This window comes from Sivoneniella epilithica UHCC 1019 (assembly GCF_040830845.1).
Taxonomy (GTDB): Bacteria; Cyanobacteriota; Cyanobacteriia; order Leptolyngbyales; family Leptolyngbyaceae; genus ULC077BIN1.
This window is the reverse complement of record NZ_JBFPDP010000022.1, coordinates 58393-72561: the sequence shown is the minus strand read 5'-3', so window position 1 is coordinate 72561 and position 14169 is coordinate 58393. Positions and strand designations below refer to the sequence as shown.

Here is a 14169-nt window from a genome sequence, read left to right as displayed (position 1 = left end):
TAAGTCGAAGATCTAGCCCTTACTAATTGGCTAAATAAATTTCTCGATTAGCCGTATCCTGAGCTTTTTTCATCGCTTGTGGCAACGGTTGGTCACCTAACAAGGCACTGATAAATTGGTTGTTGAAATTCATCCGAATCGTAGGTAGGTTTTTACCCGCTTGCCAGATCGTGGCATAACTGGCACCTTTGACAAACGGCGCATACAACGGGTTTTGGTGATAGCCCGAATCTGCTAAAACTGAGCGCCGAGTGGGTAAAGCCAATCCTTGTTTTGCCCAGGCTTCCATGCCTTCCGCTCCGGTCAAGTAAGCAATCAGTTTCCAGGCAGCAGCTTTATGTTTGGCTTTACGATTCATCACATAAGCAACCGTGAATGCCATTGTGCCGGGTTTGCCATTGATTGTAGGAATTTCTGCGGTGGCAAAATCAAGATCTGGAAAGGTTTCTTTGAAGTAGGGAATTGCCCAAGTGCCTTCAATGGTCATTGCAACTTTTCCCTGACCCAGCATTTCGCTGCCCGATGTTGCGCCTACGTCGGTGGGTTGGGCTGATGTGCGATCGCGACGATATTGATCAATCACAACTTGCAAGCCTTTTAAACTGTTCGGTTCAGCAAAGGTGGCATACCCATTTGAGTCAATTAGCTGCCCACCAAAAGCTTTCAGCACAAACACTTGCCGCGCTAATTCGGGCGCAAGTCCAAAGCCATATTGATCAATTTTGCCATCCTGATTTTGATCAATGGTCAGGGTTTTAGAAACAGCCATGAATTGATCCCATGTTTTTGGTGGTTGGGCGATTCCCGCCGCTGCAAATGCTTTTTTGTCATAAAACAAGGAAAGCGTTGAGAAATCTTTGGGCAAACCGTAAAGCTTATTGTTGTGTTTAAACGCATTCAACAGTGAGGGTTCAAAATCAGCCAGCTTGAAGGTCGGCGTGATGTAGGGTTCGAGCGGTTCCAGCACGTTATATTGCATCAACAATGGCGCTTCAAGGGCATCTAGATAAAACACATCCGGCGCAACGTCCCCAATGAGGCGAGTTTTGATCACGTCCATATATTCGCTATTGATGACTTCATATTTAACGCGAATACCTGGATTATTCGCCTCAAAATTTTGCAGTACTTGATGTAAAAGCTTCGTTTCATTAGGGTTACTTTGCCAACCGCTTAACGTAATTGTGATCGTTTTGTTGGGCTGAAGTGTATTTTGGTTGCGCGAAAATGGGAGTTGTGGGCGGCAGCTTGTGAGCGCGATCGCTCCAACCCATAAACAACCCAATCCGAACCGTCTCAAGCTGATATTCATAGCGGTTGTTGTCATTACAGCAAACTTAACTGGGTTGGAAGTTGATCCAAAGTGTTCCAGGGAAGCGGCGGCACTGGAGTCCCGTGTTGTTCAAGTAGCTGATGAAAAATGCGGGCATTGGCAGGCGATCGCGCTTCTAAAGGGCAGTGAACAAATAGGTAAATTCGGGTGCCTTGGCGTAACCAGCGATCGATATGAACTAACCAATCTTGCATAAAACGAAGATTGGTTTCTGGATCGGGGTGGCTAATATATCGAATCAGGCTAAAAGGTGCCGTAACGCTAAACTCCACGGGTACACGGGGCTTTTTGCGCTCGGAGTGAAGCTGAGAATCATCGGGCACCTCGTAAATTGGGCGCGTATCCAGCAGCACACGACCCAGTCCTAACTGTTGCAGCAAGTCGGTTAATTTTTGGGAATGGGGTGGTTTAAACCAATCTGGGTGCCGTACTTCTAAAGCAAATTCTGCCTTTTCACGAGCGATCGCCGTTAAAAAGGCTTGCAAATCTTGAAAATTATCAGGACTGTAGCTCGGTGGCAGTTGAGCAAAAATCGGTCCCGAACGGGTTTCGTTGGCAGTGGCTAAGCCTTGCATCCGCTCGACAAACTGCTGAACTTGGATAACTTGGGGTTGCAGCAATCCAATATGAGTCACTTGTTTAGGCAGCTTGGGGCAAAACTGAAAGTCCGCTGGAGTTTCTGCTGCCCAGCGTGTCACCGTCTTAGCATCAGGCACCGAGTAAAAAGTGGTATTTCCCTCCACGGCTGTAAATCGCTGGCTGTAAAGCTGCAAAAACTTGGACGCTGGGCTACCGTGTGGAAATAGCTCACCCAACCAACCTTTGTAGCCCCAAAGGGCACAGCCGATAAAAAAGTGTGTTGCAGTTGGCATTTTAACCGTGGAGATGGTTCAATACACAGTGCTTTGCATAATTAACGTAGGCTAGCAATCTAAATTTTGAGATCTAAATTTTGGTTTAATGCTGGCGATCGCCAAATGCAGACTCTTACTGATCTTTAACCAGTTTTATCGTCATGCAAAACACTGCTGAGTTTAATTGTGCCTACTGTGGTGAACCCAACACCACTTTTATTGACCTCAGCGCCGGAATGCAGCAGGCTTATATCGAAGATTGCCAAGTATGCTGCCGTCCAAATCATCTTTACGTCCGCATTGATGAAGAAACTCTCGATATTGAAATCGACTCTGAATATAATGGTTAAGATTACTTCGGCAAAGTAATTATAGTCATTTAAACTGTAAATGCCTCGTAGGATTACGAGGCACCAACGTGTTCACAGGATTGAGGCACAAAAAAAGTTATCAGCAAAAGCTAATTCAACCCAATATAGCTAGCTTCGGCTTCCAATTGACGAAGCAGGTTTTCATCTCCACTGGCTCTAGCCACTTCTAAACGACGCTGCAAGTTTTTTTGCAATGTGATCTGATGAGCTTGTGCTGCTTTTGTTGCCATTTCCTGACGTTTTTTGTTCAACATGGACATTCTCTTTTAATTATTCATGGGTATGTCTTAATTATAGTATTAGGAAAACTGAACGGTAGTGTTTGTTACCAAAATTTCATGATCCCGAAAGTAATGGGTCAAGTTATTACGTTATTAAGTGATTTTGGACTGAGGGATTCCTATGTGAGTGTGATGAAAGGAGTGATCGCACAGATTAACCCAGCCCTATCCATGATTGATATTACCCACCAGATTCCACCTCAAGACATTGGATCAGGCAGATTTGCTCTAATGACAACCGTTCCTTATTTTCCGCTTGGAACCGTTCATGTTGCGGTTGTTGATCCCGGTGTGGGCAGCAAGCGTCGCGCTGTGGCGATCGCCGTTGGCTCTCAGTTGGAGGAACCGCTGGGCTTTTTGGTCGGTCCTGATAACGGCATTTTTAGCGGCGTATTAGATCAATGTCCAGCCTATGCTGCCGTTGAATTGACGAATACTCAGTTTTGGCGCACCGATGAACCCAGCAGCACCTTTCATGGACGCGACATTTTTGCCCCAGTAAGCGCACATCTCGCCAGTGGCGTATCTTTGGCAGAACTGGGGGATGCGATCGCGATCGACGGTCTTGTGCAGTTTTCGCTGCCAGCCTATTTTGAAACTGAAAACACAATTCACGGCTGTATCCAAGCCATTGATCACTTTGGCAATCTCATTACCAATATCCCCGCTGCTAGCCTATCTGCTCCCTGGTCAGTGACGATTGGGATGACATCTATTTTGGGTGTTCTGACCTACAGCGATCGCCCAGTTGGAGAACTAATCAGTCTCATCGGGAGTCACGGTTGGCTAGAAATTGCCATCACCAACGGCAGCGCCCAATCTTTCCTGAACTTGAAGATCGGAGATCCCGTAGAAGTGAAGTTAGATAAGATATGAACAAAGTCCGAAGTCCGAAGTCCAAAGGATAAAAAGTAGTAGTGAGAGCGTTGAACTGTTGACTCAAAACTCAAAACTCAAAACTCAAAACTCAAAACTCAAAACTCCTAATTTGCCCCTCGTCATTCATTTTTATCCCCTACTTTTTTATGCTTTCTTCTACCGATCCCGTTGTGTATCAAGGACAGTTTGGCGATTTCACTATTTTAGACAGCGATCGCCGTGAAGTGATTTTCTATCGAGGTGGATTGGTGCTAGCGGCAGTATGTTTTGCGATCGCCACCGGGTTAGTCCTCTGGCAAGGCAACAATCCCACCAGTTTGCATTGGGTGAGCGGGTTCTATTCGATTTTTTGTCTTGGGCTAGGCGTGAGTCTGTGGATGATTCACATTTATCTCAAACCGCTACATCGTGCGCTCCAAGTATTTTGGCTGATAGGGGTGGTGGCATCGGTGGCGATCGCCCACGGTAGCCCAGAACCGTTTGCTCTCACTGTTTATACCTATCCACTCACTATCCTAGGCGTAGGATTTGTTTTTGCTGCCCTCACCGGTATTTTCTTTAAAGAAGCCGTCTGCTTTAACCGTTTAGAAGCCAAAGTGTTAACACCGCTCGTCCCTCTTCTCCTATTAGGGCATCTGTTGGGTGGGTTGTCGCCTGCGGTTGAGCAAGGCTTGTTGGTGAGTTGGGCAATATTTTTTGGCATATTTGCCTTCCGTAAAGCAATTCAGCCGATTCCTCCAGATATTGGCGATAAAAGCGTGTTTGCCTATCTCAAGTCTGGCGCTCAAAAGCAATCTTTATAGATGCGATCAAAATGGCGATTGAATCGAAAGGCATTTTTCCGCAGTTTGATAGTGCTTCAGATTTTTCTGAGGGATTGGCGCTGGTCGGCGTTGAAAATACCTATGGATATATCGACAAGACCGGAAAGATAGTGATCAAAGCCACTGAAGAGATGAGTGCGCTCTCCCCTTTTTCGGGAGGATTGGCGATCGCAAAAATTGGCTCCGTTTATAGTTGTTTGAACACTAAAGGAGAATTGCTTGAAAATATTTTCTTTGATAAAATCTCTCAGTTTTCTGAAGGTTTAGCAGCAGTTCAAGTTGGCAGTAAATATGGTTACATCAACAAGTCTGGACAAGTCATTATTGCTCCTCAATTTACCTTAGCCGATCGCTTTTCTGAGAAACTAGCGGCTGTTAAAGTCACTGATAAATATGGCTATGTTGATCCAGCGGGAACGATGGCGATCGCTGCTCAATTTGAAGATGCTTGGAAGTTTTCTGAAGGATTGGCACCCGTGCGAGTGGGGAAGCGATGGGGCTATTTAGGTAAGTCTAAGATGATTAATATTCAACCTACTTATGAGGGTGCCTTTCATTTTTCTGAATCCTTAGCGCGAGTGCGAATGGGCGATCGCTGGGGATACATCAATCCTCAAGGCGATCCTGTCATTGCGCTTCAATTCAGTTTCGCCTCTGATTTTTCACAAGGCTTAGCCGCGATTCAAATGAATGGAAAATGGGGCTACATTAACCCCACTGGTGAAATTGTGATTGCTCCTAAATTTGAGGGTGCCGCCAATTTTTCACAAGGTTCAGCAGCCATTCAAATGAATGGGAAATGGGGCTATATCAACCCGGCTGGCACCTTTGTAGTGCAGCCTAAATTTGATAATGCAGGTCTTTTTTCTGAAGGATTAGCGCGAGTTCAAATCGACGGCAAGTGGGGCTATATTAATCGAACCAACGTAGCGAAAGGATAAATGAACTTTGGAGGATTTGCATCACTTCTTAAGAAAAAAGTTCATTTTTCTCGGTTGGATGTTTCTTTTTGCTCTGCCCGATTTTCCAATCGCCAAAACCAAGCCATTAACGCTACCACTCCAACCTGCACGATTAGATTTAACCCGGTGTTTTCCACGCCTCGACCTGCCAGCAGTTGAATGCCAAAAATAAATCCACCGATCGCACCCGAAGCAGCACAAGACGCATAAAAAAATCTCCGCAATCCGCGATAGGGCGCAGCCGCTTCTGCTCGCAAATGAGCATATTTTTCTGGATCAGTCTGTTGCAAAGTGGATACTGGTTTGGGCTGCTTAGATTTCATTGCTTCATTTGCTGAATGATTTGCCATTTCAATCTATTTATGGGTTCTGTCCCATGGTGACATAGGAATGAAAAGCTATTCAACTCTTCTATGGTGAGCTACGATTTTTGCAGTTTATAGTGTTGAGTAAGTGCGATTCTGTGAAGTCATCAACCTCCGACAAAGCTGGAGGCTTGAAAAGGGAAGCCGCTCAAAGCGAATTAGCCCTCACCACAAAATATCTTGCCTCTGTGCTATGAAGTGTTACGTAATCAGGTGTGATCCAAGTTGCCAATCTATTCTTGAATAGTTGTTGCAGCGAACCCCAAATGTGCAATTTACATCCGATCGATCTTTCCTATATCAACGCTTCTTGGCTACCCGTAAGTCACATATCGATCAATTACGCCAGACTAGAAGCTGCGAGAGCCAATTATCCTAATAATGAATTTATTGCTGCTTTTTATGGAGATGGGCAAATCGCTCATTTTACTTACTATACTGCTGCTCATTTTACTTGCTATATTGCTGGTGACTGGGAAAAATGCATCCATTTAGATCTAACGCATAGGAGAAAAAGGGGTCGGCTAGGTCAGATATCTAGTAACTCCCCAGAGTATGGATGGATGGGAGTAAGTTACAACAGTAGTAAAGGTGAGGTAGAGGATGAGAACCCCTGGTCAGAAGGTATACCGGGTCGTCCAATAGAGTTCCATCAATGGGTAGAAGAATCAATTGTAGACATTGTTTGGTTTGGGATTGACCATCAAGTAGTAGGATTGGGTAAAGCTGTGCAGGAGGTCCTGACGAGAGAGATATGGAACTTTCTGCACACTCATCGCTCCCGGATTCTCTCCCAGATACATCGCTTGGTCTATCCAAATTCCGCCTCAATCGAGATAATGGCGGTGACAGAACGGGCAAATCTTGATGAAGAACTTCGGGCAAATTTTGAAAAATTTTTAAAACCTGGAGTAAACATAAGTCCCAAACGCGCAGAGTTACTAAAATTCATCACCTTTGAGTTTGGAGAATAGCGGGAAAGCTAGAACAGAGTATCCGATATATTGCAATCACGTATCTTATGCCCCATGAACTCACGTTAACGACGACTCTTCCCTAGACTCCCGGAACTGTCAGACTGTGTGAGTCCCCCAGCAAAGATGGGGGTTTACATGATTAAATTATGTTTTTGCGCGATCGCAGTGATTGCCTAAAAGTACCGTGTTTATAGGAAATTTAGTATGAGCTTAATTGGAAATATCATTTGGCTAATTTTTGGCGGATTTATGAGTGGCATCGGCTATATTATCGGCGGCATCGGAATTTGCGCCACCATCATCGGCATCCCTTTTGGCATCAAAGCAATTAATTTAGGAATTGCTACCTTTACCCCATTTGGGAAGGAAGTGATTGCAAAACCCTATGCGGGTGACGTTTTGACCACTATTTTCAACGTAATTTGGATTATGTTCTTTGGGTGGGGAATTGCCCTATCTCACTTACTCTGGGGCATCATTCTCGCCATAACCATTGTTGGTTTACCCTTTGCCAAGCAACACTTTAAACTGATGATTTTAGCGCTCCTGCCGTTTGGTCGAGAGTTTGCTTAACCGCAGTAGGGTAAACCCACGACCCTAGAACAATCCTCAAGATCCTTTAGCCTAAAAACGATGGATTAGTTCATCAGTTGCTCTGCGATCGCGTTGGTTTTCTCGACTAGAGTTTCCAGTTCTATAGTAGCTAAACGTCCTTGATCGATGACTTTTTTGCCATTGATAAAACTGTAATCGACCGCATTTGCCTGACAGAAGATTAGCGCCGCCACAGGATCGTGCAATGCTCCAGCAAATTGGGGGCGATCAAGATTAACCGCGATAAAATCTGCTGCCATCCCCACCGCGATCGCTCCCACATCATCCCGCCCCAACACCTTCGCACCGCCCAAAGTCGCCATTTCCAAAATATCGCGTGCTGTCATCGCCGCTGGATTTGATTCTCGCACTCGTGCCAGCAAAAAAGCAGTCCGAGCTTCTTGCAACATGTTTCCGGCATCATTAGAAGCAGAGCCATCCACACCCAAACTCACTGGTACTCCCGCATTTAGCATCTGGCGGATCGGGGCAATTCCGCTAGCGAGGCGTGTGTTACTACCGGGGCAATGGCTCACGCCCGTTCCTGTAGCGCCAAATTTTTGAATTGAGCCATCATCCAGCTTGACGCAGTGAGCGAACCACACATCCTCTCCTAGCCAGCCAACTGATTCAGCATAGTCACCAGGGATCATGCCAAAGGTGGCGACGCTGTAATCAATATCAGATTGATTTTCTGCGAGGTGAGTGTGAAGCCGCACACTAGGATAAGAACGCGCTAAGGTGGCAGATTCCCGCATCAAGTCTGGCGTAACGGAAAAGGGAGAACAGGGAGCCAACGCCAGTCTCAGCATGGAATAGCGGGAGTTGTCATGATATTGCTCAATTAACCGCTGCGAATCTTTGAGAATATCTGCTTCGTTTTCTACAACAGAATCGGGAGGCAGCCCGCCTTTGCTTTCTCCGACACTCATGCTGCCACGAGTGGGATGAAACCGCAGTCCGATCGCCCGAATTGCTTGAATTTCATCATCTAAAGTGCAGCCATTGGGATAGATGTAAAGATGATCACTCGCCGTGGTGCAACCCGATAGCAGCAGTTCTGCCGCCGCCATTTGAGCGCTGATATAAATGGCTTCTGGCGTAAGATTTGCCCAGATGGGATAGAGATTTTGCAACCAGTGAAATAGGGTGCAATTTTGAGCCACCGGAATCACGCGGGTGAGCGTTTGATAAAAGTGATGATGAGTGTTGACTAACCCAGGCAAAACAATGTGTCGCCCCTGCAAATCCAAGACATCATCTGCTGTTTGGGGAAGTTCTAAGGTGGTGCCAACTTGCGCGATCGCGTTATCTTGCACCAACAAAGCACCATTGCGAATTTCGCGGCGCTCAGCATCTAGGGTAACCAGAGTGTGGATGTTTTTGACTAACAGTGTAGACATAATTCTTGCAAATTCAGATCAAGCCATCCTACTCCCCAAGTTGCCTCCTGATGGAATCACAGATTACTAACTTGACAAAGTTCGCGATCGCTGAGCGTGGAGATTTAAGGCAACTGTGCCAGCCAACCCGTCACATCGATCGCCAACAGTTGCCCTAACCGCAATAGTGACCGAAGATGCGTGAGACGAATTTCGCCTTTTTTGCCATAGGCTGCCACTTTGTCCAGGTCTTGAGTTGCGGCAATCCACGCGCTACATTGGGGCACGATCCAAGTGTTGAGCGATCGCACATAAAATTCTTGGGCTTGAGCCAAAGATAGATTTAAATTCAAGTGCTGACCCAAATGAATTAACCGCTGCATTCGCTCTAAGTCGGCGACTAAAGTGGCAGGATTAAACGCTTGCAGAATATTTCGGAGCGAATGGAGAATCAGCCGTTCGAGGGTTTGTTGAGCTTCAGGAAGTTGTACCGGACAATGCATTTGAGTAGCTTCGGTGGCGATCGCCTCCAATTCTGCCAAGTGCCCTAAGCCGACGACTCCTTCCACCAGGGGATCACTCAACTCTTGTTCTAATAATCTTAGAGATAGCAGCACCCGATGATTGAGCGCCACCTCTGCCGCCACCTGCAATTCCCGTGGCACCGTTAGCCCATCTCGATGAAATGCCATCAAAATACCGTAATTATCGCGATAAACCTGCGTATAAAGCTGATCTAAACGAGTTAAGGTACTTTGGGTCAGCATTTGCATAATCCGATGGCGTTCTTCTGCAAATAGGTTTTGCAAACTGAAAGACTGATCCCCAAAACTACGATGCAGTGCCAAAATTACCTTGGCAGAACTGGCTTCCCCTAAAGCTATAAACACGCTCTCTTTCATTTGGCTATAGCTACGCCGCCCTGAAAAAGGTTGAATGCAGCAATGAAAATCCCAGCCGCCTAAATGCAGTACCGCAAACACCAAATCCACTGATTCTCGCGTAATCTCTGACACCAATTGGATCTGTCCAACAGCAAGCGTCAGCGCCCCCATTCGTTGCAGATGATAATCCACTTGCTGGGCGGTATAACAGTAAATCCGTTGCTCTTTGGGCGCTGCGGTAAACAGAGAGCTAATGGCATAATGGGCGGCGACTTGCTCTAAGCTAATCTGCGCCGTGGTCACCAGTTGGCGATAGACTTCGGCTCCATTTTTGAAGCAGTCCACATTACTGGGTGCAGCAGCCAGCCGTTTAATAAAGGCTTTTTCTAAATGGATGCCAGAGACATCGCCCGCTAGTTCTAGCGCTCTGGCAGCATAGCGAAGAATTTGTACGCCTTCAGGACGAGAAAGCTCCTCAAAAAACCAGCCGCAACTGGTATACATTAGCAAGGCATGACGCTGCATTTCTAGGAGTCGCAGCACATCGACCCGTTCTGCGGCAGTCAGGGGATGGGATTGATGACTAGTTAGAAAGGTGTTGACGGTAGACTGGGAGCGATCGCGCACCACCTGAATATATTCATCTCGCGCCTGCCAAGGATTTTGTAATAGTTTGCTGCCACTCTCTTCATACACGCGACTAAGCTGATCCCGTAGCCAATTGAGCGAGTCTCGCAGAGGTCGCCGCCATTGCTGATGCCACCCGCCGCCGCTGCCACAGCCGCAGTCATCTTGCCAGCGATCGACTCCATGACTGCAACTCCAAGCGGTCACGGGTTTTAGTTCTACCTCCCAAACAGGGTCACAAATGGAAAGGTAGTGAGCAAAGTTGGTGACCGTCCAACCTCGGCTGGGAAACTCATGCACGAACGAATAAGCAAGACACTTTTCGGTGCCGCCCTTATGATGTCCAAAGGTTTCGCCATCGGTCGCAACGGCAATCAGTTGAGGCGATCGCTGCTCGGTGTGTACGGCTTTTTCTAAGCGCCCCGCAAACTGATGAGCATTCGACAATGCTTGATCAAACCCCATATCACTAGAGATGGGACCGTCGTAAAAAAAGATATCAATGTAAGCGGGCGTAGAATCGCGTTTTAAAGATGGCAAGTAACAGCGATAAGCACGGGTCGGATTGATCTGGCTACTTGCTACTTCTTGCCATTCCGGTTCTGGCTGTTCAGTCGTGGGCATCGGACGACACCGTTCTGCTTGCGATGGAGCCAAAATAATGAACTGAATGCCTTCTGCTACAAGCGCTGCGAGAGTAGCGTAATCAACAGCGGTTTCTGCGAGCCACATCCCTTCGGGATTGCGCCCAAATCGAGAGCGGAAATCTGCTTTTCCCCAACGAATTTGGGTCAACTTGTCGCGCTCGTTTGCTAAGGGCAAAATGATGTGGTTGTAAACTTGGGCGATCGCGTTGCCATGTCCATTCAGGCGATCGCAGCTTTTCCGATCCGCTTCCAAAATCCGCTGATACACTTCCACATCGTGGCGTTCCATCCAGTTCAGCAGCGTTGCCCCAAAATTAAAGCTGAGGTATTCGTAGTTATTAACAATTTCCATCACCTCTTGGCGATCGTTAACAATGCGGGCAAACGCATTAGGACGATAGCACTCGTAGTGAATTCGCTCATTCCAATTGTGAAACGGAGCCGCACTCGGTTGACGCTCAATCACATCTAGGTAAGAATTTTCACGCGGCGGCTGATAGAAATGCCCGTGAATTGTGATATAAACTCCCTGAGCCACTTTCAAAGCATCATCACTAGATTGGAGCTTTGAAACAGGGAGCGCTGAAACAGAGCGTTGAGTAGAAAAAGAAGTCATGTAAGAAGAAAACTATTCCCTAGGAAAATCAAAGGTAGAACTAACTTAATGCGGTTGTGCGTAGAATTATTTAGATACAGATCAACTCGTTTAAAACAAATCAACTAACCCTTTTGTGGGGTACAGCGTTTAGGTCACTCTCGTCAAAACGCTTACTGTCTTACTTGAAAAAGTTGAGAGCTTAGTGCTTTATCTTCAGCACTAATTTATTTTCAGTACCTAACAATAACTGATGCGATCGCAAGTCTTGGGGAACTTAACGGTAGCTTAGGGATCAAGGCAAAAAATTACAATTGATGAAGTTATGCAATTCTTGGCAATCTGCCTGGATTAATTGGCTTTGACTTACGCTGGCTCAAAGTTTGAGTGACTCAACCCAAAATGTCTATCCAAATCAATCTCTAAAATGTCTATTAAGAACGCTATCTTCTACGGGCTGTTAATCTTTATTCCTATCTCCATTGCCGCAGAGTTATTGAATTGGGGATCGGTGGTAGTTTTTATGACTGCTGCGATCGCTATCTTGCCTCTCGCTGCTTGGATGGGTACTGCCACTGAAGAAATCGCTGTCGTGGTCGGACCTACCATAGGCGGATTGCTCAATGCCACCTTTGGCAATGCTACCGAATTGATTATTGCCCTAGCAGCCCTAAATGCAGGCTTGATTGAAGTGGTTAAAGCAAGTTTAACCGGCTCTATTATTGGTAACCTGCTGCTGGTTATGGGGTTGTCCATGTTTCTAGGCGGGCTGCGGTATAAAGAGCAGGAATTTCAGCCCGTTGTCGCTCGCATGAATGCCTCATCGATGAACTTGGCAGTCATTGCCCTACTGCTTCCCACCGCGATGAACTACACCTCTCCCGGAGTTTCCTTTGTCACGATGCAAAATCTCTCAGTTGCCGTGGCGATCGTGCTGATTGGGGTCTATGCCTTAACGCTGCTGTTCTCAATGCGAACCCACGCCTATCTCTATGATGTGGGCGTTGCAGAAGAAGATCTCCAAGTCATGGCAGAATCTAATCTTGTCCCGGAACATCCCACAGAAAAAACCGATCTACGGCTTTGGATCGGAGTTCTCCTTGTTGCGACCCTATTAGTAGCAGTGGAATCGGAACTTTTAGTGGCTACCTTGGAAGAAGCGACATCTAAACTAGGTCTAACCGCGCTGTTTACGGGGGTAATTTTGCTGCCCATCGTAGGCAATGCCGCAGAACACGCCACAGCCGTAACCGTTGCTATGAAAAATAAAATGGATTTGGCAGTGTCCGTTGCAGTCGGTTCCAGCCTACAAATTGCCCTCTTTGTAGCGCCAGTGCTGGTACTCGCTGGCTGGTGGTTAGGAAAACCAATGGATCTGGATTTTAACCCGTTTGAATTGGTCGCTGTAGCTGTAGCAGTGTTAATCACTAATTCCATCAGTTCCGATGGCAAATCAAACTGGTTGGAAGGTACTTTGCTGCTGGCTGCCTATGTCATTCTGGGTTTAGCGTTTTATTTTCATCCAGAAAGTGCAGTTTAAGCCTTGCGGCGAGTTTACTTTTGCGCCTGTTGGTAATCTAGCTTGCAAACATTCAAGAGACGCAAATCGTTTTTGCTCACAGCATCCAACTTTTGGAAGCCTTGTAGTCCGATAGTCAAAGCCGGACTGCCGTTACTAGCAACTGTTGAAGTGCGATCGATCGCAATCTCAAATGGGTTAGCCGTGCGATCGTAGCTATCAGTTACCATCAAGGCAAGTTGATCCGCTTTAAATTCACCCGCTGCACAATCGAAGGAAGAACTAGGCATGTAGAGGGCACCAACAACCTTTCCGGCTTTATTCTCAAACACGAAGTACCCTTTGCCTAGTTCATCAGGCTTGGGTGCTTGACCATACAAATAAACGCCATCGGGTAGAGTAGCGGTTGACACATCAGGAGTTTGAGCAACTGGTTTACTATAAGCTGCCTGAGCTTCAAAGGCGGTGCTGAGAGTAACAGAGGTTCCCAGAAGCGCGATACCCACGCGACCCACGGAGGTAAACCATTTAGAAATAGATACTTTTTTAGAAATAGATACTTTTAGGGACTTTTGCATAACTTCCTCCATTCACCCAGGAAAAACATTTGGTTTAGTGCAGCGGATTTTATAGAGTCATCGGGCAACTTTGAAGGGATTATGCGATCGCCTCACGTTTGCTCATAGATTCAACTATACAGATCACCAAATCGGTAAACTTCGTCCTTATGGCTCATCTTATTGATTGAAAGATACAGAGTGTTCTCTCGAAAGATGTTAACCAAAGGAAAGAGCAGCGACTTGAAAGCGGTGCGGAGCGAAAAATCTCTATAAATTTATCAAACCATTTCTCGCTAAGTCTCGGTATTACATTTGGTGACAGTTCCACGTCTGGCTATACCTACAGAGAAGTTCAAGAAATTACGGAATTTTTAACAACTTTTTTTGTTGAGTTTAATGAGGTACGCAAAAGCTCCCGCTTGAGTGACTCAATGGTTTGCATGAAAGAATAGTTCGGTTGAAATGAGGACGTTGGTTAAGCATGGGTCTATAGCGTGTGGCACAATGGGAAGCAG

The 14169-nt window shown here is 46.3% G+C and carries 14 protein-coding genes; 7 read left to right on the top strand and 7 right to left on the bottom strand.

The annotated features are described in order from the left end of the window. Positions 1 to 22: 22 nt before the first annotated feature. Both AB3R30_RS14805 and AB3R30_RS14800 read right to left on the bottom strand, forming a co-directional pair. Positions 23 to 1327 carry an ABC transporter substrate-binding protein gene (locus AB3R30_RS14805; protein ID WP_458649970.1) on the bottom strand — a complete coding sequence of 435 codons (1305 nt, stop codon included), beginning with the start codon at positions 1325 to 1327 and terminating at the stop codon, positions 23 to 25. After that, the gene (locus AB3R30_RS14800; protein ID WP_458649969.1) at positions 1327 to 2205 is read right to left on the bottom strand and encodes a DUF72 domain-containing protein; all 879 of its coding nucleotides are present in this window, start codon (positions 2203 to 2205) and stop codon (positions 1327 to 1329) included. The genes AB3R30_RS14805 and AB3R30_RS14800 overlap by 1 nt, the downstream gene beginning before the upstream one ends. Positions 2206 to 2348: 143 nt before the next feature. Here AB3R30_RS14800 and AB3R30_RS14795 point away from each other — a divergent pair, with 143 nt between their 5' ends. After that, positions 2349 to 2537: a CPXCG motif-containing cysteine-rich protein gene (locus AB3R30_RS14795; protein ID WP_458649968.1), complete on the top strand. Its 189-nt coding sequence runs from the start codon at positions 2349 to 2351 to the stop codon at positions 2535 to 2537. A 110-nt stretch (positions 2538 to 2647) separates the two neighbouring features. Here the strand turns inward: AB3R30_RS14795 and pirA are convergent, their stop codons facing one another. After that, positions 2648 to 2812, bottom strand: coding sequence for an arginine synthesis PII-interacting regulator PirA (pirA, locus tag AB3R30_RS14790; protein ID WP_458649967.1), 165 nt, complete (start codon positions 2810 to 2812; stop codon positions 2648 to 2650). Between the two features lie 99 nt (positions 2813 to 2911). On the opposite strand from pirA, the gene AB3R30_RS14785 reads away from it, so the two are divergent. The 3 genes from AB3R30_RS14785 to AB3R30_RS14775 all read left to right on the top strand — a co-directional run bounded on the left by AB3R30_RS14785 (position 2912) and on the right by AB3R30_RS14775 (position 5483). Further along, complete coding sequence (locus tag AB3R30_RS14785) at positions 2912 to 3715, top strand: SAM hydrolase/SAM-dependent halogenase family protein (protein WP_458649966.1); 804 nt, start codon at positions 2912 to 2914, stop codon at positions 3713 to 3715. A 149-nt stretch (positions 3716 to 3864) separates the two neighbouring features. Beyond that, positions 3865 to 4521: a DUF2301 domain-containing membrane protein gene (locus AB3R30_RS14780; RefSeq protein WP_458649965.1), complete on the top strand. Its 657-nt coding sequence runs from the start codon at positions 3865 to 3867 to the stop codon at positions 4519 to 4521. An 11-nt stretch (positions 4522 to 4532) separates the two neighbouring features. Beyond that, positions 4533 to 5483 carry a WG repeat-containing protein gene (locus tag AB3R30_RS14775; protein ID WP_458649964.1) on the top strand — a complete coding sequence of 317 codons (951 nt, stop codon included), beginning with the start codon at positions 4533 to 4535 and terminating at the stop codon, positions 5481 to 5483. A 41-nt stretch (positions 5484 to 5524) separates the two neighbouring features. On the opposite strand, the gene AB3R30_RS14770 is transcribed toward AB3R30_RS14775, so the two are convergent. Further along, positions 5525 to 5854 (bottom strand): DUF3493 domain-containing protein, encoded by a 330-nt coding sequence (locus tag AB3R30_RS14770; protein ID WP_458649963.1) that lies wholly within the window; start codon positions 5852 to 5854, stop codon positions 5525 to 5527. A 281-nt stretch (positions 5855 to 6135) separates the two neighbouring features. On the opposite strand from AB3R30_RS14770, the gene AB3R30_RS14765 reads away from it, so the two are divergent. Continuing rightward, the gene (locus AB3R30_RS14765; RefSeq protein WP_458649962.1) at positions 6136 to 6843 is read left to right on the top strand and encodes a hypothetical protein; all 708 of its coding nucleotides are present in this window, start codon (positions 6136 to 6138) and stop codon (positions 6841 to 6843) included. Positions 6844 to 7050: 207 nt separating this feature from the next. Further along, positions 7051 to 7419: a YccF domain-containing protein gene (locus AB3R30_RS14760; RefSeq protein WP_458649961.1), complete on the top strand. Its 369-nt coding sequence runs from the start codon at positions 7051 to 7053 to the stop codon at positions 7417 to 7419. A 65-nt stretch (positions 7420 to 7484) separates the two neighbouring features. Here the strand turns inward: AB3R30_RS14760 and AB3R30_RS14755 are convergent, their stop codons facing one another. Both AB3R30_RS14755 and AB3R30_RS14750 read right to left on the bottom strand, forming a co-directional pair. Then, positions 7485 to 8843, bottom strand: a complete 1359-nt coding sequence (locus AB3R30_RS14755) for an 8-oxoguanine deaminase (RefSeq protein WP_458649960.1) — start codon at positions 8841 to 8843, stop codon at positions 7485 to 7487. A 104-nt stretch (positions 8844 to 8947) separates the two neighbouring features. Beyond that, a complete protein-coding gene (locus tag AB3R30_RS14750) occupies positions 8948 to 11596 on the bottom strand; it encodes a DUF3536 domain-containing protein (protein WP_458649959.1) in 2649 nt (882 codons plus the stop codon). A 406-nt stretch (positions 11597 to 12002) separates the two neighbouring features. Between AB3R30_RS14750 and cax the strand changes: the two genes are divergently transcribed. Next, complete coding sequence (gene cax / locus AB3R30_RS14745; protein WP_458649958.1) at positions 12003 to 13115, top strand: calcium/proton exchanger; 1113 nt, start codon at positions 12003 to 12005, stop codon at positions 13113 to 13115. Positions 13116 to 13129: 14 nt separating this feature from the next. Here cax and AB3R30_RS14740 read toward each other — a convergent pair whose 3' ends face one another. After that, on the bottom strand, positions 13130 to 13672 hold the full coding sequence (locus AB3R30_RS14740) for a hypothetical protein (RefSeq protein WP_458649957.1): 543 nt from the start codon (positions 13670 to 13672) through the stop codon (positions 13130 to 13132). Positions 13673 to 14169: the final 497 nt, after the last annotated feature.